Here is a 17523-nt window from a genome sequence, read left to right as displayed (position 1 = left end):
GAGAGAGAACCATGCCGATCAACGAGACCCTGGCGCGGTACAGCGACCTCGCCTTCGAGTCCGCGTTCGCGATCTTCGTGTTGGCGTTCGTGCTGCTCATCGCGCAGTACGCGACGACGCGGGCGCGGGCGGTCCAGGAGCGTGAGCTGGTCGCCGCCGGCGGTGTGCCGACCTCCGAGGCCGCCGGCCCGGGGCGGGTCAGCGACACGCAGGCCAAGCCGCTGTCCGAGCGGCTCGGCAACATGGCGATGTCGGTGCTCGTCGTCGGCGTCGTGCTGCAGTGGGCGTCGATCGTGCTCCGTGGGTTCGCAACCGAACGGTTCCCCCTCGGCAACATGTACGAGTTCGTCAGCATGGCGGTCGCCGCCGCGACCGCGGTCGGCGTGGTGGGGCTGCGCAAGCAGACCTACCGGTCGCTGTGGGCGTTCCTGCTCATCCCTGTGCTGATCCTGATGTTCCTCGCGGGCACCGTGCTGTACGCCGACGCGGCCCCGGTGGTCCCCGCTCTGCGTTCGTACTGGCTTCCCATCCACGTGACGATCGTCAGCGTCGGCAGCGGCATCTTCCTCGTCTCCGGCGTCGCCAGCCTGCTGTTCCTGCTTCGTATCCGGCAGCCTCAGGGCCAGGAGTCCGGCGGCATCCTCGGCAAGCTCGCGGGCCGGCTCCCGGATGCGCAGACGCTGGACCGCCTCGCGTACAAGACCACCATCGTCGCGTTCCCGCTCTTCGGTGCGGGCATCATCCTGGGTGCCATCTGGGCGGAAGCCGCCTGGGGCCGGTTCTGGGGCTGGGACCCGAAGGAGACGGTCTCGTTCATCGCCTGGGTGATCTACGCCGCCTATCTGCACGCCCGCGCGACGTCGGGCTGGCGCGACACGCGCGCCGCGTGGATCAATGTGGCCGGCTTCGTGGCGATGCTGTTCAACCTGTTCATCATCAACATGGTGGTGTCCGGACTGCACTCCTACGCGGGCCTGAACTGAGCCGACGGCCGTTTGTCCGGCAAACCGGGTCACGAATCGACAGCGAAAAACACTAACGGTCACGGAACCGTGGCGGAGTTGTGACCACATAGGTCCCGGGAGATCTTGGAAGTGACCGCTGCGGTATCGGATGATCGACACATGCGCAGGGCGTCGGGGCGGCTTCGGATCTGGAACATGATTGCGCTCGGCGCCGTCCTGCTGCTCGCGGTCGGGGTGGTCACCGGCGTCCTGTCGAAACCGAAGAGTGACGCCCCCACCGTCCTCGCCCGTTATGTCGACGCAATCAACGACGGTGACATCGACGCCGCCGCCGAACTGACGTCCTACCCGAACGCCGCCAAGGAATCGATGTCGCAGGCGTTCGACTCGCTCGCCCCCGAGTCGGTGCACTTCGACATCAACCAGATCATCGATCTCGACGCCTCGTCGGGGATGTTCAACGCGGTCGCCACCTGGGACCTCGGCAAGGACCGGGTCTGGACCTACAACGTCGACGGCTGGGTTCGGAACCTGTCGGTCGGCTGGCGGGTGTCGTGGAATCCGGCGACGTTCATGCCCGGTCTCGGAAACGGCCGGACCGTCCGCCTCGACCGCACCGACGCCGCGCCGCCGACCGTGTTCGACATCACCGGCGCGCCGATGATGACCGAGCAGACCATCAACGCGATCCGCCTCGACCCGTCCCGCACGCCGGACCTCGTCGGCAGCGCCGCCGCCCTCGCGAAGGCCATCGAGCCGGTCGCGCCGCTGATCACCTCGGAGTCGCTGCAGCAGGACCTCGCCGCCGCGAAGGGGCAGGCGATCACCGCGGTCAACCTGCGCGACGCGGACTTCGCCGTGCTGGAGGACCGGCTGCGCCCGATCCCCGGGGTGGTCGTCGAGTCGCAGCCCAAGCTGATCACCATCGACCGGCGTGTGTACGGGCCGGTGGTCGACGCGATGCGAGGGGTGTGGCAGGCGAATCGGGACGAGACCGCCGGCTGGGCCGTCAACGCGGTCGAGCCCGACGGCCGGACGGTCCGGCTGACCGGCTACCAGGGGCCGCCCGGTCCGGACATCCGCTCGACGATCGAGCCGCGGCTGCAGATGGCGGCCGAGGACGCGGCGGTCAGTGTCGGCACCCCCGCCGCGATCGTCGCGCTGCAGCCGTCCACCGGCGCGATCCTCGCGGTTGCACAGAACAACCAGGCCAGCGACCTGGGGCCGATCGCGTTCACCGGGCTCTACCCGTCGGGTTCCACCCTCGACCTGGTCCGGATCGCGGCGACCGCGCAGAACACCGACGTCGAACACGCGGCGAAACAACTGGGCCTCGGCGTGGACTACACGATTCCCGGCCTGGACCAGAAGACCGCGTCCTTCGTCGGCGGTGGGCCGAACCTGATGCGCGCCGCGTCGGACCGCAAGAGCGACGACCAGGTGACGGTCAGCCCGTTCGGCATGGCACTGGTGGCGGCGTCGATAGCCCGGGGCGCGCCGACCGTCCCGACCATCGCGGCCGGGCAACCTGCCACGACGGACGAGGAACTGTCGCAGCTCCCGGCGCAGGTCACCGACCAGCTGCGCGGCATCATGAGGGATACCGTGCACCGGGGACCGGCGAACCTGCTCGCGGGTTACGGCGACCTGATCGGCGCGACCGGCGCCGACGAAGACGACCGGTGGTTCTACGGGTCGCGGGGAGACCTGGCCTTCGCGGTGTTCGTTCAGGACGCCGACGGCGGCGACCAGGCGGTCAAGATGACGGACCGCATGTTCAAGGCGCTGGCCAAGCCGGCGGAGTGACCGCCGCCATCCCGCGTGGACGAACCGGTCAGGTTGCGTGAGCTCCCGAACGGTTCGTTCGCTGCACTGCGGATCGGGTCACTCCTGGGGGTCACCCGGGGTGCCGTCCGGGGCGTCCCCGGTCCTGCGATGGTTCTCCCGGTCGACCCGCCACAGGAACTCGGGATCGTCGTCCGGTCCCTGCACGCGTCCGGCAGGCGTCTGCAAGTCGGGACCGAATGCCTTCCACAGCAGCACAGCGAGCGTCACCAGTCCGATGAGCGCCAACAGGTAGATCACGTCGCACCTCCTTGCCTCAAGGCTAGTCGCCACGGTCACGCCCCGTCACAGGGCGAAGAAACCCTCGCCCGGTGGTCCGGGCGAGGGCTTCTCGGTGCGTGCGACGTCAGACGGAAACGATCACCGACGAGCCGTGGCCGAACAGGCCCTGGTTGGCGGTGATGCCGACGCGGGCGCCCTCGACCTGACGGCCCTCGGCCTGGCCGCGCAGCTGCCAGGTCAGTTCGCAGACCTGCGCGAGCGCCTGTGCGGGGACGGCCTCGCCGAAGCAGGCCAGACCGCCGGACGGGTTGACCGGGATGCGGCCGCCGATGGTGGTGTCCCCGGCGCGCAGCAGGTGCTCGGCCTCGCCCGGCTTGCACAGCGCGAGATCCTCGATCCAGTCGAGCTCCACCGAGGTCGCCAGGTCGTACACCTCGGCGACGTCGATGTCCTCCGGCGCGATGCCGGCCTCCTCGTAGGCGGCGTGGCCGATGGACTGCTTGAACGTGCGTTCCGGGGCCGGGACCGCGGAGGCCGACTCGGTCGAGAAGTTCGGCATGTCCATGATCGTCTGCGGGAACGTCGGGGTGACGGTGGAGATCGCCTTGATCTTGACCGGGTCGACGATGCCCTTCTTGCGGGCGTACTCCATCGAGGTCAGCACGATCGCCGCGCCGCCGTCGGAGGTGGCGCAGATGTCGAGCAGGTGCAGCGGGTCCGCGACCATCGGCGACGCCAGCACGTCAGCGGCGGCGACCTCCTTGCGGTACCGCGCGTACGGGTTGTTCAGGCCGTGCTTGGCGTTCTTGACCTTGACCGCGGCGAAGTCCTCGACGGTGGCGCCGTACAGGTCGATGCGGCGGCGGGCGTTGAGCGCGAAGTAGCCGGGGTTGGTCATGCCCATCAGGCGGAACCGCAGCCAGTCCGGGTCGTCCCAGCGCTCACCGGCATTGGGGGCGAGAAAGCCCTTCGGGGTGGTGTCGGCGCCGACGACCAGTGCGACCTCGGACAGGCCGGCGAGGATCCGGGCGCGGGCGGTGTCGAGGGCCTGGGCGCCGGTCGCGCACGCCGCGTAGGAGGTGGCGACGCGGGCGCCGTTCCAGCCGAGGGCCTGCGCGAAGGTGGCGCCGGCGACGTAGCCGCCGTAGCCGTTGCGGACGGTCTCGCCGCCGACGATGTAGTCGACGTCCTGCCAGTCCACGCCCGAGTCGGCGAGGGCGGCGCGGGCCGCGGCGACGCCGTACTTGACGAACGGCTGGCCCCACTTGCCCCAGGCGTGCATGCCGACGCCGAGGATCGCCACATCGTGGTTGCTGCTCATGCCTGTGCCCCGTTCTGTGCGGTGACCGGCCTCCAACGCCAGATCGTGCGATCACCGGTCTCGTCGGTGTAGAGCGTCTCGACGACCAACTCCACCTCGTTGCCCACCTTCAGGTCCGCGACGCCGAAGCCGTCCGCGACCTGGCCCAGGACCACCAGGCCCTCGGCCAGCTCGACCGCGGCCAGCGCGAACGGCACGTACGGGTCGGTGGTCGGGATGTACGGTGCCGGCGGCTTGTACTGCGCGTCGGTGTACGACCAGACGGTGCCGCGGCGGGACAGCTCGACGTCGTCGAACTCCTCGCCGGAGCACGCCGGGTTCTTGCAGAAGGTGGTTTCCCGGGGGAAGGAGATCGTGCCGCAGGACCGGCACGAGCTTCCGATCAGGGCCGGCTCGGGGCCGGTGGTGAACCAGCCCTCGACGGCGGGGGTCGCGTCGCTCATCAAGTCCTCATCTGCAGGGGCAAGACCCGACTCGGAGGGTGGTCACGAGGCGGGTAGAACGCGTTGCAGTATTACACGAATCGGGCCGGTTTCGGGGCCGAGTTCCCACCCAGCGGGCCCTGACTCCGGGGTAGGTTGAGCGGCATGGCCGCCGCTGGTTCGGGTGCCGCCTCCATCGAGGTCGGCGGTCGAATCGTGCGGGTCACCCACCCCGACCGGGTCTACTTCCCGGCGACGGGTGCGACGAAACTGGACCTGGTCGAGTACTACCTCGCCGTCGGTGACGGCATCGTGCGGGCGCTGCGGGAGCGGCCGTGCATGTTGCACCGGTTCCCCGACGGTCTCGCGGGGGACAAGGTGCACCAGAAGCGGGTGCCGCGCGGCGCCCCGCCGTGGCTGCAGACCGTCCGGGTGCACTTCCCGCGCTACGACCGGGACGCCGACGAACTGTGCGTCACCGAACTGGCCGAGGTGATCTGGGCGGTGCAGATGTCGACGGTGGAGTTCCATCCGTGGAACTCGCGGCGCGCCGACGTGGAGAAACCCGACGAGTGGCGGATCGACCTGGACCCGATGCCCGACTGTGGGTGGGACCGGGTGCTGCGGGTCGCGGGTGTCGTGCGCGAGGTCCTCGGCGAGCTCGGTGCCATCGGCTGGCCGAAGACGTCCGGGGGTCGTGGCCTGCACGTCTATGTCCGGATCCCGCCCGACCACGGATTCGCGGACGTGCGGCGCGCGGCGCTGGCGTTCGCGCGTGAGGTGGAACGGCGCGCCCCCGGCGACGCCACCACCACGTGGTGGCGCAAGGATCGGGACCCGGCGGCCCTGTTCGTGGACTACAACCAGAATGCGCGCGACCACACGATGGCCGCCGCCTACTCGGTACGCGGGGTGCCGACCGCGCGGGTGTCGGCTCCCGTTCACTGGGACGAGCTGGATGACGCGCTCCCGGACGACTTCACGCTGGCGTCGATGCCCGCGCGGTTCGCTCGACTCGGCGACCTGCACGCGGGTATCGACGACGCGCCCTACGATCTGACGCCGCTGCTGGAGTGGGCCGATCGGGACGAGCGCGACGGCATCGCCGAGCCGCCGGAGCCCGCCCGAACGGAATGAGCGGAAGCGGTCGGTCGAGGTGGTCGACCGGCCGCTTCCGCTCACTCGGTGGGGCTGACGCGCTGCTGAAGGTCAGTGCGCGGTGGCCTCGGTGGTCAGCGACTGGAGCAGTGCCATCACCTCGGACTCGCGGAACCGGCGGTGTCCGCCCGGAGTGCGCAGGGATCCCAGGCGTCCCGCGTGTGCCCATCGGGTGACCGTCTTGGGGTCGACGTGGAACAGGGCGGCCACCTGGCCAGGGGTGAGAAGTGATTCCTGGGTGGCGTGGAACGCGGGGACGCTCATCGAGGCCCTCCCTCTAGAGTGTTGGCACGCTGCGGCCTTGGCCGCGGGCGTAGCTTCGCGGGCAGTGCGGACATCGTGGCACTCGACCCCCCGGGTACTCGAACTGTCTAAGTTCGGTAAAGGGGAGGTAATTCGCAAATCGGATAAGTCCGGCAGTGGCCGCCCGGTTCGACCCGGTCGGTAACCTGGAGGGGTGACTGACTCGACCCCCGCCCCCACCCCACCGAACGCGAAGGGCAAGCTGGCCCGCGATCTCGCGCTCTACACCGTTGCCCGGCTCGGCCTGGTCGTGGCTCTCGCGGCGGTCATCCTCGGTGGCAGCCGGTTGGTCGGTGTCGACGTGCCGCTGCTGGTTGCCCTGATCTTCGCGGTCCTGATCGCGCTGCCGCTCTCCCTGGTGCTGTTCAAGTCGCTGCGCACCCGGGTCAACCAGCAGATCGCGGTGGTGGACGAACAGCGCCGCAAGGACCGCGACGACCTGCGTTCGAAGCTGCGCGGCGAGAAGTGAGGTGACGCCCACCGTCGTGGACCGCAGCGGCCCGCGCGACTGGCTCGACGGCGCGGTGCGGCTGATCGACGCCGACACCCAGCGCAGCGCGGACACCCACCTGCTGCGGTATCCGCTGCCGCGGGAGTGGGACGTCGCCCTCTACCTCAAGGACGAGTCCACGCACGTCACCGGCAGCCTCAAGCACCGGCTGGCCCGCTCGCTCTTCCTGTACGCGATCTGCAACGGCTGGGTTACCGAGGGCACCACCGTCATCGAGGCGTCCTCGGGGTCGACCGCGGTCAGCGAGGCGTACTTCGCGAAACTGCTCGGCCTGGACTTCGTCGCCGTCATGCCGCGCAGCACGAGTCCGGCGAAGATCGCGTTGATCGAGGAACAGGGCGGTCGCTGCCACTTCGTCGACCGGTCGTCCGAGATCTACGCCGAGGCGCAGCGGCTGGCCGACGAGGTCGACGGGCACTACATGGACCAGTTCACGCACGCCGAGCGGGCGACCGACTGGCGCGGGAACAACAACATCGCCCAGAGCATCTACGACCAGATGCGACTCGAACGGCACCCGGTGCCGGACTGGGTGGTCGTCGGGGCGGGCACCGGCGGCACCAGCGCGACCATCGGCCGCTACATCCGCTACCGCAGGCACGCGACCCGGCTGCTGGTCGTGGATCCGGAGAACTCGGCGTTCATCGGCGGCTACGAGACCGGGTCGGCCGACCACCGGACCGGAATGCCGTCCCGGATCGAGGGGATCGGCCGGCCGCGCGTCGAACCGTCGTTCATCGGGCAGGTCGTGGACCGGATGATGACCGTCCCGGACGCCGCGTCCGTCGCCGCGATGCGGCACGCCAGTAGTGTCCTCGGCCGCCGGGTCGGCGCCTCGACCGGAACGAACCTGTGGGGCGCGTTCACGGTGCTCGCGCAGATGCGGGCAGCCGGGCGCGCGGGCAGCATCGTCACCCTGATCTGTGATGGCGGCGAGCGCTACGCGGGCACCTACTTCGACGACGACTGGGTGCGCGACCAGGGCATGGACCTGACCGGTCCGAGCGCGGTGCTCGCCGAGTTCGCGGCCACCGGCAACTGGCGCGGCTGAACCCCGGTGCAGTGCGCCCGGTCCGGGCTCCCGCGGTGCGCGCGCCGCCTCAGTGGACCGGCGCGCGCTGGTCGGTGTCGGCGAACTGGGTGCGGTAGAGCTGCTCGTATCGGCCGCCCGCGGCGAGCAGTTCGGTGTGGGTGCCGCGTTCGACGACGCGGCCGCTTTCGACCACCAGGATCTGGTCGGCCGCCCGGATCGTCGAGAGCCGGTGCGCGATCACCACCGACGTGCGGCCCGCCAGTGCCTCCCCGAGTGCCGCCTGCACCGCCGCTTCCGACGTCGAGTCCAGGTGTGCGGTCGCCTCGTCGAGGATCACCACCCGCGGATGCGCCAGCAGCAGCCGGGCGATCGTCAGCCGTTGCCGCTCGCCGCCGGACAGCCGGTAGCCGCGCTCGCCCACCACGGTGTCGAGGCCGTCGGGCAAGGCCCGGATCAGCTCGGTGAGCCGGGCCCGGCCGAGCACCTCCCACAGCTCGTCCTCGGTTGCCTCGGGCCGGGCGAGCAGCAGGTTCGCCCGGATCGAGTCGTGGAACAGGTGACCGTCCTGGGTGACCATGCCGACCGTCGCCCGGATGGTGTCCGCCGACAGGTCGCGCACGTCGACTCCGCCGAGGCGGACCGTGCCGCTGTCGGCGTCGTAGAGCCGCGGCACCAGCTGGGCGATCGTCGACTTGCCCGCCCCGGACGAGCCGACCAGCGCGACCATCTGGCCCGGTTCGGCGCGGAACGAGAGGTCGTGGAGTACTTCGACACCGCCGCGGCTGTCGAGGGCCGCGACCTCTTCGAGCGACGCGAGGGACACCTTGTCCGCCGACGGGTACGCGAACCGGACCCGCTCGAACTCCACCGCGACCGGGCCGTCCGGCATCGGCCTCGGGTGTTCGGGATCCGCGATCAGCGGCTCGAGGTCGAGAATCTCGAAGACCCGCTCGAAGCTCACGAGGGCGCTCATCACCTCGACCCGCGCGGACGCGAGCGCCGTCAAGGGTGCATAGAGCCGGGTCAGCAGCAGGGCGAGCGCGACCACCGATCCCGCCTCGAGTCGGCCGTTCAGCGCGTACCAGCCGCCGAGTCCGTAGACGAGGGCCAGTGCCAGCGCCGACACCAGCGTCAGGGAGGTCACGAACGCGGACTGCGTCATCGCGGTGCGGACCCCGATGTCGCGGACCCGATGGGCGCGGACCTCGAACTCGGCGGATTCCTCCCGGGGCCGCCCGAACAGCTTGACCAGGGTGGCGCCGGGGGCCGAGAACCGTTCGGTCATCTGCGTGCTCATCGCGGCGTTGTGGTTGGCGGCCTCGCGCTGCAGGCCGGCCATCCGGGCGCCGATCCGGCGGGCGGGCAGCACGAACACGGGGAGCAGCAGCAGTGCCAGCACCGTGATCTGCCAGGAGATCCCGAGCATCACGACCAGCGTCAGGACCAACGTCACCAGGTTCGCGACCACTCCGGACAGGGTGTCGCTGAAGGCCCGCTGCGCGCCGATCACGTCGTTGTTGAGCCGGCTGACCAGCGCTCCCGTCCGGGTGCGGGTGAAGAACGCGATCGGCATCTTCTGCACGTGATCGAACACCGAGGTGCGCAGGTCGAGGATCAGGCCCTCGCCGATGCTCGACGACAGGAACCGGTTGTAGAGACCCATCGCGGCCTCGACCACGGCGATGACGGCGATCGTGACGGCGAGACCTATCACGACACCGGAGTCGGTGCCCTTGACGATCGCGTCGACCACCCGGCCCGCGAGCACCGGGGTCGCGACGGCCAGAGCCGCGGTGACGACGCTGACGATCAGGAACAGTGCGATCTTGCGGCGGTGGGGCCGGGCGAATCCGAGGATGCGCCGCATCGTCGCCATCGAGAACGGCCGGCGGTCGTCGCTGGCGTTCATCATCCGGTACATCGAACTCCAGGCGACCGATTCCATGCTCATGACCGGACTCCCTCGATGCTCGTGCCGTGCTCTGCAACGACGTTGTTCACTGCCGTCCCCTCGGTTTCGGTGCTGCTCGGTGCAACGCTACGGCCCGGGTGCGACATACCCTGCCCGCCGTACTTTCCCGGGTGCGCGGCAAGGGCGACCGTAGGACCTCAAGTGAACTTCAGGTCAAGGCGGGGAGGTCAGGGGCATCGGGCGGGTGCGTCCTCCGAGAAGGGTTCGTCGTCCGGCAACAGGTAGGTCACCAGCAGGACAACCGGGTCCGGTCCGAGGTTGAGTCCGACGTGGTCGTCTCCGGGGTCCTCGGTGACCCAGGATCCCGCGGGTGAGCTGATCCGTGAGCAGTCGGCGAGGACCCGGGTGAGGGTGCCCGCGACGACGAGGCCCTGGACGTGGCCGTCGTGGTGGTGCCAACCGGTGCTGCCTCCGGGGTCGATGACGATCCGTCGCAGGGTGCCCTCCGTCTCGTCCGGGACCGGCGGGTGTCCGGGCGGAGGTGGCGGCAGGAGCGTCGGCGCGAGTTCGAGTTCCGCGAGCGTCTCCGCGGTGACGCCTTGCGCGGCTGTGGCCTGGGCGGGCGCGGCGAGGGCCAGAGCGGTGGTGGTCGTCAGGGCGACGGTGGCTGCCAGACGGGGGAGAGTGCGCATGACGGTCGGTCCGTTCGGTGATCGAGGTGGTCTTCGGTGCGAATCGTTTCGCTGCGGGATCCCTCGGGGCCGTACGCCGGTGACGTGCCGGTTCGTCGGTCTCGGAACGCGTACTGCCCGTTCATCCTCACGCGACCGGCCGGTCGGTGTCCGGGGAACGCGTGACCCTGAGTGCACGACCTGCGGCGTTGTGTTCACATCTGGAACACGTTCTCGCTAGGCTCCGGGGCATGCGCACCCCTCGACTCGTCGCCCTGTCCGTCCTCGGAGCCGTTGCCGCGGTCGCCGCGGTGGTTCTCGCCGCCGGGCCGGCGGCCGCCGGCCCGGCCGTGTCGGCCGACCCGACGCGCGTCGACACCGAACGGGAAGCGGTCGCCCGCGCCTACATCGACGCTCTGCTCTCCCACGACGCGTCGGCGGTGCGGTTCGCGTCCGGTGCCACCCGCGTCGAGGCGGGTCTCAAGACCGGGTTCAACGGTTCGCAGATGGCCTGGGACCTCGCGCACGGTCCGCAGTACCGGGTCATTCAGGGCATCCGGGACCTGGAGATGAGCGAGCAGGGGGATGTGGTCTCCACTCGCTACCTGCTCGATGCGGGCATCGCCGGGGCGAAGTTGATGACCGTGGAGATCACCGAGACGTTCGAGATCCGGGACGGCAGCATTCATGCCGTCGTCGCGCACATCGCGCCGAAGTTCGGCGCCTGAGCCGCCCCGGATCCGCGCGGGTCACTTGCTGACGAGCTGCGACGCCAGAGCGGTGCCTGCGGCGACGACACCGACCGACGGCCACGCGCCGATCTTCTTCGCCAGCGGATGCGAGGCACCGAACGCGCCCACGTAGGTGGCGACGAGTGCGGCCGTCCGGGCGGGTCCGGAGGTGCGCGCCCAGTACGTCCCGCACACGGATCCGACGACGCCGAGCACCGCGCCGCCGAGTGGGCGGTTGCCGGTCTGCCGGGCGACGGCGTAGCCGCCGACGAGCCCGCCTGCGGCGAGGGCGGATACGGCGGTCTTGTTCAGTGCCATGGAATCTCCTCCTGGGTGGTTGTCCAACTCTGATCCACGGTAGCGCTGTCCCCGATCTGTCAACTTTCCTTGACGTGGCGCGCGTGTCAATTTAGATTGACATCATGTCCGAGGCGACGAATCTGGCGGCAGCGGCGGGCAGCCCCGACCCGAAGGTCGGCCTGCGGGCGGTGCTCGCGCTGCGCCGACTGCTCGAACGGCTCGAGGCGGTGCAGGTGCAGAACGCCCGCGACCAGGGGTGGTCCTGGCAGGCGATCGCCGACTCGCTCGAAGTCAGCAGGCAGGCCGTGCATCAGAAACACAACCGGAGGAAGTGAAATGTTCGAGCGATTCACCGCAGCGGCGCGTTCGGTCGTCGTCCAGGCTCAGGGGGAGGCGAAGGACCTGTCCGCGCCGCGAATCGGGACGGATCACGTTCTTCTCGGAATCCTTGTCGTGGAATCGAACTCGCCGCTCGGGGCGATGTGCGCCGAGGCCGGCCTGACTGCGCCGCAGGTGCGGGCGAGCCTCGCTCGGGGCGCCGAGGACCGGCCGCTCGGGGAGACCGACGCGGAGGCGTTGCGGTCGATCGGGATCGATCTCGACGCGGTCCGTGACAGCGTCGAGGCGAGCTTCGGTGCCGACGCCCTTGACCGCGGCGACGAGGGCGTCGGGCGGCGGGGCTGGTTCGCGCGCCGCACCGGCCGCATCCCGTTCACCTCCGACGCGAAGAAGGCCCTCGAACTCGCCCTGCGGGAGACGTTGGCCCGCAAGGACACCGAGATCGGCACCGAGCACGTACTGCTGGGATTGCTGCGTGGCGCCGACCCCGCGGTCGTCGCGGTGATCGGGCCGCACATCGTGCCGTCCGAACTGCGGCGTCGGGTCGTCGAACTCCTCGATCGGGCCGCCTGACCGGGCCCCGTCGACGATCCGGTCACGCCCCCGGAGAGAGGTGGCGGCGCATCGCGATGCGCGGCCAGGCGTCCAGTCCGTGCGCGGCCTCCTCGGCGCGGACGGCCCGCAGACCGGGGCCGATCTCGGCCTCCGGGATCGGCTCGAAACCCAGCCGCCGGTAGTACGGCGCGTTCCACGGGACGTCGACGAAGGTGGTCAGCGTCAGCCACCGGTCGCCGCGGTCGGTGGCCCACTCGACGACGGCGTCGATCAACGCGGCACCGAGCCGGCGGCCGGCCCAGCGCGGATCGACGGACACCTGCTCGAGGTGGCCCCGCCCGTCGACGACCTCGGCGGTCGCATAGCCGACCGGGCGCTCGGGCCGGTGGTCGCCGGCCGCCGAGGCGGGGGGTGCGGTGGCGACCCAGAGCCGGCCGGCGCGCAGGAACGGCAGGAGATCGGCGACCGTCGGCGGGGCGTCGTCCGCGACCGCGGTCATGCCGAGGGCGCGGAACGGCTCACCGGCGGCGACCTCGATCACGGGCAGCAGGGGCAGGTCGGCGGTGGTGGCGGCTCGAATCACCACCCATGTCTAGCGCGTGTGCCAGCATGGGCGCATGAGCTTTCTGTTGCGTCTGGTGATCAACGCGATCGCGATCTGGCTGGCCTCGGAATGGGTGAACGGTATCGACATCGCCACCAAGGACAACGTCAACCAGGTCCTCGTGGTGCTGTTCATCGCCTTGGTGTTCACCGTGGTGAACGCCTTCGTCAAGCCCATCGTGCAGCTGCTGTCGCTGCCGCTGCTGATCCTCACGCTCGGACTGTTCACCCTGGTGATCAACGCTCTGATGCTGCTGCTGACGTCGTGGATCACCGACTCGACCGGCCTCGGCATCACCGTCGACGGGTTCTGGACGGCCGTCTGGGGCGCGTTGATCATCTCGCTCGTCAACTTCGTGCTCACGGCGGTGTTCCCCAGCGCCAAGCGCTGACCCGAGACAACCCGGTGCGGCGAGAGGTGGCGGACGTCCCGCTCAGCCGATCCAGAGCGCGAGGCCGGTTGCGGCGCCCCACACCAGCATCGCCGCGCCGGTCCCGGCGAGCGCGGGGATCAGCGCGAGGCCCCGGCCGCCGGAGCGGACCGGCGCGTTCGCCTTGACCGCCAGCGGCAGCGCCAGCAGGCCGAGCAGCGCCCACGGGGTGCGGGCGACGAGGACCAGCGTGACGACGAACGGCACCGCAAGCAGCGCCAGGTGCAGGGTGCGGGTGCGGGCGTCGCCGAGCCGCACCGCGAGGGTGAGCTTGCCGGACTCGGTGTCGGTGGGGATGTCGCGCAGGTTGTTCGCCACCAGCACCGCCGACGAGAACGATCCGACCGCGATCGCCGACACCAGGCCAACCCAGTCGACCCGCTCGGCCTGCACGAACTGGGTGCCGAGCACGCCCACGAGCCCGAAGAACACGAACACCGCGATCTCGCCGAAGCCGCTGTAGCCGTATGGCTTCGATCCGCCGGTGTAGTACCAGGCGCCGAGGATGCAGACCGCGCCGACGAGGATCAGCCACCACGCGGACACCAGCGACAACGTCACTCCGGCGACCGCGGCGACACCGAAGCAGGTGAATGCGGCGCCCTTGACCGCGGCCGGCGACGCGAGCTTCGAACCGACCAGGCGCAGCGGGCCGACCCGTTCGTCGTCGGTGCCGCGGATGCCGTCCGAGTAGTCGTTGGCGAAGTTGACGCCGATGATCAGCGCCATCGACACCACCATCGCGAGCACCGCCTTCCACCACACTGCGCCGTCGATCGACGCCGCCGCGCCGGTTCCGACGAGCACCGGCGCGATCGCATTCGGCAGGGTGCGCGGGCGGGCGCCTTCGATCCATTCGGAAACTGAAGCCATTCCCCGATCTTTCACCACGCGGCCGCGGGCCCGCGTAGGTGGCTAGCATTGGCGGCGGTGCAACCCGATTCGAACGACCTCGCCCCGGCCGCGTCCACCGGCGTCGAGGTGGCCTTGCTTGGCGAGGTGGCGACCCGGCGTGGCGGCGCGCTGGTCCCGCTGCCGGGCGCGCGCGCCCGCACGCTCCTGGTCGCGTTGGCGCGGACCCCCGGCCGGGCCCGCAGCGCGCAGGCCCTGATCGAGGACGTGTGGGGCGACGACCCGCCGCGCTCGCCGACGAACGCGCTGCACACCCAGATCTCCCGGCTGCGGGCCGCGTTGCCCGACGGTGTCCTCGAGAGCGGCCCCGCCGGCTATCGGCTGGCCCTGTCCCGGACGCAGGTCGACGTGACGCTGGCCCGCGCACTCGAACAGCGGGCGCAGCAGCAACAGGCCGACGGGGACCCTCTGGCCGCGGTGACGACGGTCCGGCAGGCGCGGGCACTGTGGCGCGGGGACCCGGGCGCGGACCTGCCGGTCGGGGAGCAGGCCGACGAACTCGCCGGCGAGGCCGCGGCGAGGGCCGCGGCGCTGGACGTCGTCGAGCTCACCGCGCTCGTCGCGACGGGCGAACTGCGGCAGGCGCTCCCGCTGGCGCGGGCGGTGGTCGCGCGGGCACCGCTCGACGAGCAGGCCCACGGGCAGCTGATGTTGGTGCTGTCGGGACTGGGGCTGGGCAACGAGGCGCTCGAGGTGTTCGCCGGGCTGCGGGAGCGGCTCGCCGACCGGCTCGGCACCGACCCCTCGCCGAGGCTGGTGGAGCTGAACACGGCGCTGCTCACCGGGACGGCGCCGTTGCCGAAGACCCGGACGATTCCGGCGATCGACGCGGAACCCGCGTCGCTGCGGCCCACCTCGGTCGGGCTGCGGGCCGCGCCGAACACCCTGCTCGGCCGCGACGCGGACCTGGCCGCGGTCGAGGCACTGCTCGGCGCGTCGCGGGTCGTCACCGTGCTCGGTCCGGGCGGCACCGGCAAGACCCGCATCGTGCACGAGGTCGGGCTCCGTGCCGCGCAACGACTTCCGGTTGCCCTGGTCGAGCTGGCGTCGCTGCGCAACGGTGCGGACGTCATCGCGGCGATCAGCGGCACACTCGGTATCGGAGAGGTGGAGCTCGCCCCGGGCACGGCGCTGACCCGCGCCCGGATCCGCGATGCCCGCGACCGCCTGCGGGAAGCGCTGTCGGCGCGTCCGTCGCTGTTGATCCTCGACAACTGCGAACACCTGATCGACGACGTCGCGGAGGTCGTCGCCGACCTGGTGGCGGCGAGCGACCAGCTGACGGTGCTCGCGACCAGTCGGGCGCCGATGGCGATCACCGCGGAGGCCGTGTACCCGCTGCCGCCGCTCGCCGTCGACGAGAGTGGTTCGCCGGCAACGGAACTGTTCCGCTCCCGGGCGCAGGCGGTGCGCCCGTCGGTGCGGCTGGACCCGTCGGCCGTCGCCCGGCTGTGCCGCACGCTGGACGGGCTGCCGCTGGCGATCGAGCTGGCCGCCGCGCGTGTCCGGACGATGAGCGTCGAGGAGATCAACGATCGCCTCTCGGACCGGTTCACGCTGCTGCGGTCCGGTGACCGGACGTCGCCGCAGCGGCACCGCACCCTGCACGCCGTCATCGAGTGGAGCTGGAACCTCCTCGAACCCGACCAGAGGACGGCCCTGCGGAGGCTGTGTCGTTTCCCGGCCGGCTTCACCCTCGAGGCGGCCGTCGCGGTCGCGGAGTGGGGCGAGGTCGTCGACGCGGCGGCCGCGGTCGAGGGGCTGGTCACGCAGTCGATGCTCACGGTCGTCGAGGATCAAGTCGGTCTGCGGTATCTCATGCTCGAAACCGTCCGCGAGTTCGGCGAGGAGCAGTTGGCCCTGGCCGGTGCCGACGAGGACGCCGTCGTCACGCAGCGGACCCTCGGCTGGGCGGAGCGGTTCTGCCGCAGCGCGGTTCGCGGATTCCTGGACGGCGACCAGGCCGCGATCACCCACGCGGCCGACGCCGAGCACGACAACCTGCTCGCGGTGCTGCGCCACGCGGTGGGTGCGGGCAGGTCCACCTCGGCGCTGACGGTGTTCCCGGTGCTCGGCGCGCTGTGGACGTTCCGTGGCACGCACTCCGAGGTGGTCGCGTGGGCGCCGCGAATCCTCGACCTCGACCCGCGCGGTGCGGGGGCGCGGGCGGTCCCGGGCAACCACGTCGCGCTGACCTACGTCCTGCTCGCCGGCGTGATCGCGTTCGGAGGTGTCAGCCGGACCTTGGCGCTCGCGCGGGTACGACTGCGCGAGATAGTCCGGGTGAGAACCGATCTCGATCCGGTGGTTGCGACGGGTGCGGGACTGATGGTGCTCCCCGTGACCGGCCGCGGCGTGCCGCGAACACTGGCCCACGCGGTCCGTCACCCCGACCGTGCGTCCCGCTGCGCGGCACTGCTCGTGCGGGCGAATCTGCGTGAGAACGCCGGCGACCTGTACGGCTCCGGCGTCGACGCCCGGGTGGCGCTCGAACTGGCCGACAGCGCCGGCGAGTCGTGGACGGTGTCGATGGTGTGCCAGCACCTGGGCAGCATCGCCGCCCAGTCGGCCCGCTACGAGGAGGCGGTGCGGTACTACCGCCGGGGCGCCGAGTTGATGCGGGAACTGCATGCCTTCGACGAGTCGGCGGCGACGCACAGCTACATCGCCGCCGCGCTGGTCGGGTTGGGGCGCGTCGACGAGGCGCGGAGCGAACTGGAGTCGGCCGGACCACTGGCCGACCTCGCGGCCGGGACGCAGGCCGACATCCCCGCGGGGGCGGCCAGATCCGATCGGACGCAGGGCGCGGCGGCGATCGCGGCCAGTCGGGCCGAGGTGGACCTGGCGTCCGGTGACCTCGACGCCGGGCTCCGCGGCTACCGGTCGGCGCTGCGGCTGGTCGGGTGGCCGGAGTCCGGGGTCGACGACGATCCGGATCCGTTCGGGCTGATGGTGTTGTCGGCCGTTGTCGACGCCCACGTCCTCGCCGGTCGGGCGACCGAGGCCGGGGATGTGGTCGACTGGTTGACCCCGCGGGTGCTCGACCAGCTCGGTCCCGGCGGGCACCGGGACCATCCGCAGACGGGCGCCGTCGCGTGTGCGGTCGGCAGCCACGACATCGCGACCGGTCACGACAGTGGTCTGCGCCTGCTCGCCCTGGCCACGAGAGTGGCCCCACGGCAGGACTTTCCGTCGATGCGGGTGGCGCGGCACCTGGATCTGGCCCGGGACGTGCTCGGCGGTGACCGCGTCGAGCAGGCGCTCGACGCAGATCGGGAAGAGCGTCGTG

19 protein-coding genes are annotated in these 17523 nt (G+C 71.0%); 10 read left to right on the top strand and 9 right to left on the bottom strand.

Annotated elements, in window-relative coordinates; genetic code table 11:
- The first annotated feature begins 11 nt into the window (after positions 1-11).
- Entirely contained in the window at positions 12-983 is a 972-nt protein-coding gene (gene ccsB, locus ACWDU4_RS18765; protein ID WP_450115428.1) for a c-type cytochrome biogenesis protein CcsB, read from the top strand.
- A gap of 141 nt (positions 984-1124) precedes the next feature.
- A complete protein-coding gene (locus tag ACWDU4_RS18760) occupies positions 1125-2771 on the top strand; it encodes an NTF2-like N-terminal transpeptidase domain-containing protein (RefSeq protein ID WP_450115427.1) in 1647 nt (548 codons plus the stop codon).
- 78 nt (positions 2772-2849) lie between these two features.
- On the opposite strand, the gene ACWDU4_RS18755 is transcribed toward ACWDU4_RS18760, so the two are convergent.
- The 3 genes from ACWDU4_RS18755 to ACWDU4_RS18745 all read right to left on the bottom strand — a co-directional run bounded on the left by ACWDU4_RS18755 (position 2850) and on the right by ACWDU4_RS18745 (position 4796).
- Positions 2850-3050, bottom strand: coding sequence for a hypothetical protein (locus ACWDU4_RS18755; protein WP_450115426.1), 201 nt, complete (start codon positions 3048-3050; stop codon positions 2850-2852).
- A gap of 106 nt (positions 3051-3156) precedes the next feature.
- The gene (locus ACWDU4_RS18750; RefSeq protein WP_450115425.1) at positions 3157-4353 is read right to left on the bottom strand and encodes a lipid-transfer protein; all 1197 of its coding nucleotides are present in this window, start codon (positions 4351-4353) and stop codon (positions 3157-3159) included.
- Positions 4350-4796: a Zn-ribbon domain-containing OB-fold protein gene (locus ACWDU4_RS18745; RefSeq protein ID WP_450115424.1), complete on the bottom strand. Its 447-nt coding sequence runs from the start codon at positions 4794-4796 to the stop codon at positions 4350-4352. Before ACWDU4_RS18745 ends, ACWDU4_RS18750 begins: the two co-directional genes overlap by 4 nt.
- Before the next feature lie 144 nt (positions 4797-4940).
- Here ACWDU4_RS18745 and ligD point away from each other — a divergent pair, with 144 nt between their 5' ends.
- Complete coding sequence (gene ligD / locus ACWDU4_RS18740; protein ID WP_450115423.1) at positions 4941-5912, top strand: non-homologous end-joining DNA ligase; 972 nt, start codon at positions 4941-4943, stop codon at positions 5910-5912.
- A gap of 72 nt (positions 5913-5984) precedes the next feature.
- On the opposite strand, the gene ACWDU4_RS18735 is transcribed toward ligD, so the two are convergent.
- Positions 5985-6197, bottom strand: coding sequence for a BldC family transcriptional regulator (locus ACWDU4_RS18735; RefSeq protein ID WP_450115422.1), 213 nt, complete (start codon positions 6195-6197; stop codon positions 5985-5987).
- Positions 6198-6390: 193 nt separating this feature from the next.
- Between ACWDU4_RS18735 and ACWDU4_RS18730 the strand changes: the two genes are divergently transcribed.
- Both ACWDU4_RS18730 and ACWDU4_RS18725 read left to right on the top strand, forming a co-directional pair.
- Positions 6391-6705 (top strand): DUF4229 domain-containing protein, encoded by a 315-nt coding sequence (locus ACWDU4_RS18730; RefSeq protein ID WP_450115421.1) that lies wholly within the window; start codon positions 6391-6393, stop codon positions 6703-6705.
- Position 6706: 1 nt separating this feature from the next.
- Positions 6707-7798 (top strand): PLP-dependent cysteine synthase family protein, encoded by a 1092-nt coding sequence (locus tag ACWDU4_RS18725; protein ID WP_450115420.1) that lies wholly within the window; start codon positions 6707-6709, stop codon positions 7796-7798.
- Between the two features lie 49 nt (positions 7799-7847).
- Here the strand turns inward: ACWDU4_RS18725 and ACWDU4_RS18720 are convergent, their stop codons facing one another.
- Both ACWDU4_RS18720 and ACWDU4_RS18715 read right to left on the bottom strand, forming a co-directional pair.
- The gene (locus ACWDU4_RS18720) at positions 7848-9731 is read right to left on the bottom strand and encodes an ABC transporter ATP-binding protein (protein ID WP_450115419.1); all 1884 of its coding nucleotides are present in this window, start codon (positions 9729-9731) and stop codon (positions 7848-7850) included.
- Positions 9732-9919: 188 nt separating this feature from the next.
- Positions 9920-10384, bottom strand: coding sequence for a cupin domain-containing protein (locus ACWDU4_RS18715; protein ID WP_450115418.1), 465 nt, complete (start codon positions 10382-10384; stop codon positions 9920-9922).
- Positions 10385-10614: 230 nt separating this feature from the next.
- Here ACWDU4_RS18715 and ACWDU4_RS18710 point away from each other — a divergent pair, with 230 nt between their 5' ends.
- The gene (locus tag ACWDU4_RS18710) at positions 10615-11091 is read left to right on the top strand and encodes a hypothetical protein (RefSeq protein ID WP_450115417.1); all 477 of its coding nucleotides are present in this window, start codon (positions 10615-10617) and stop codon (positions 11089-11091) included.
- A 21-nt stretch (positions 11092-11112) separates the two neighbouring features.
- Here ACWDU4_RS18710 and ACWDU4_RS18705 read toward each other — a convergent pair whose 3' ends face one another.
- Positions 11113-11412 (bottom strand): hypothetical protein, encoded by a 300-nt coding sequence (locus ACWDU4_RS18705; protein ID WP_450115416.1) that lies wholly within the window; start codon positions 11410-11412, stop codon positions 11113-11115.
- A 104-nt stretch (positions 11413-11516) separates the two neighbouring features.
- Here ACWDU4_RS18705 and ACWDU4_RS18700 point away from each other — a divergent pair, with 104 nt between their 5' ends.
- Together ACWDU4_RS18700 and ACWDU4_RS18695 are read left to right on the top strand one after the other, a co-directional pair.
- Positions 11517-11729, top strand: a complete 213-nt coding sequence (locus ACWDU4_RS18700; protein ID WP_450115415.1) for a helix-turn-helix domain-containing protein — start codon at positions 11517-11519, stop codon at positions 11727-11729.
- Position 11730: 1 nt separating this feature from the next.
- Positions 11731-12306, top strand: coding sequence for a Clp protease N-terminal domain-containing protein (locus ACWDU4_RS18695; protein ID WP_450115414.1), 576 nt, complete (start codon positions 11731-11733; stop codon positions 12304-12306).
- 22 nt (positions 12307-12328) lie between these two features.
- Here ACWDU4_RS18695 and ACWDU4_RS18690 read toward each other — a convergent pair whose 3' ends face one another.
- Positions 12329-12871 carry a GNAT family N-acetyltransferase gene (locus tag ACWDU4_RS18690; RefSeq protein WP_450115413.1) on the bottom strand — a complete coding sequence of 181 codons (543 nt, stop codon included), beginning with the start codon at positions 12869-12871 and terminating at the stop codon, positions 12329-12331.
- Between the two features lie 34 nt (positions 12872-12905).
- Here ACWDU4_RS18690 and ACWDU4_RS18685 point away from each other — a divergent pair, with 34 nt between their 5' ends.
- Positions 12906-13283 carry a phage holin family protein gene (locus ACWDU4_RS18685; RefSeq protein ID WP_450115412.1) on the top strand — a complete coding sequence of 126 codons (378 nt, stop codon included), beginning with the start codon at positions 12906-12908 and terminating at the stop codon, positions 13281-13283.
- Between the two features lie 42 nt (positions 13284-13325).
- Here ACWDU4_RS18685 and ACWDU4_RS18680 read toward each other — a convergent pair whose 3' ends face one another.
- Positions 13326-14195: a 1,4-dihydroxy-2-naphthoate polyprenyltransferase gene (locus tag ACWDU4_RS18680; RefSeq protein ID WP_450115411.1), complete on the bottom strand. Its 870-nt coding sequence runs from the start codon at positions 14193-14195 to the stop codon at positions 13326-13328.
- Between the two features lie 57 nt (positions 14196-14252).
- Between ACWDU4_RS18680 and ACWDU4_RS18675 the strand changes: the two genes are divergently transcribed.
- On the top strand, positions 14253-17523 hold a 3271-nt coding region (locus ACWDU4_RS18675; RefSeq protein WP_450115410.1), incomplete at its 3' end, for a BTAD domain-containing putative transcriptional regulator.

This window comes from Rhodococcus sp. NPDC003348 (assembly GCF_053589375.1).
The sequence above is the reverse complement of the archived record's forward strand: the minus strand, read 5'-3'. Positions and strand labels throughout refer to the sequence as shown.

What these genes read in the sequence shown, in the direction of transcription:
- ACWDU4_RS18735 (WP_450115422.1), bottom strand. Translation starts at nt 6,197, where the DNA reads ATGAGCGTCCCCGCGTTCCACGCCACCCAGGAATCACTTCTCACCCCT.
- ccsB (WP_450115428.1), top strand. Translation starts at nt 12, where the DNA reads ATGCCGATCAACGAGACCCTGGCGCGGTACAGCGACCTCGCCTTCGAG.
- ACWDU4_RS18685 (WP_450115412.1), top strand. Translation starts at nt 12,906, where the DNA reads ATGAGCTTTCTGTTGCGTCTGGTGATCAACGCGATCGCGATCTGGCTG.
- ACWDU4_RS18720 (WP_450115419.1), bottom strand. Translation starts at nt 9,731, where the DNA reads ATGAGCATGGAATCGGTCGCCTGGAGTTCGATGTACCGGATGATGAAC.
- ACWDU4_RS18700 (WP_450115415.1), top strand. Translation starts at nt 11,517, where the DNA reads ATGTCCGAGGCGACGAATCTGGCGGCAGCGGCGGGCAGCCCCGACCCG.
- ACWDU4_RS18710 (WP_450115417.1), top strand. Translation starts at nt 10,615, where the DNA reads ATGCGCACCCCTCGACTCGTCGCCCTGTCCGTCCTCGGAGCCGTTGCC.
- ligD (WP_450115423.1), top strand. Translation starts at nt 4,941, where the DNA reads ATGGCCGCCGCTGGTTCGGGTGCCGCCTCCATCGAGGTCGGCGGTCGA.
- ACWDU4_RS18715 (WP_450115418.1), bottom strand. Translation starts at nt 10,384, where the DNA reads ATGCGCACTCTCCCCCGTCTGGCAGCCACCGTCGCCCTGACGACCACC.
- ACWDU4_RS18745 (WP_450115424.1), bottom strand. Translation starts at nt 4,796, where the DNA reads ATGAGCGACGCGACCCCCGCCGTCGAGGGCTGGTTCACCACCGGCCCC.
- ACWDU4_RS18750 (WP_450115425.1), bottom strand. Translation starts at nt 4,353, where the DNA reads ATGAGCAGCAACCACGATGTGGCGATCCTCGGCGTCGGCATGCACGCC.
- ACWDU4_RS18760 (WP_450115427.1), top strand. Translation starts at nt 1,125, where the DNA reads ATGCGCAGGGCGTCGGGGCGGCTTCGGATCTGGAACATGATTGCGCTC.
- ACWDU4_RS18680 (WP_450115411.1), bottom strand. Translation starts at nt 14,195, where the DNA reads ATGGCTTCAGTTTCCGAATGGATCGAAGGCGCCCGCCCGCGCACCCTG.
- ACWDU4_RS18695 (WP_450115414.1), top strand. Translation starts at nt 11,731, where the DNA reads ATGTTCGAGCGATTCACCGCAGCGGCGCGTTCGGTCGTCGTCCAGGCT.
- ACWDU4_RS18705 (WP_450115416.1), bottom strand. Translation starts at nt 11,412, where the DNA reads ATGGCACTGAACAAGACCGCCGTATCCGCCCTCGCCGCAGGCGGGCTC.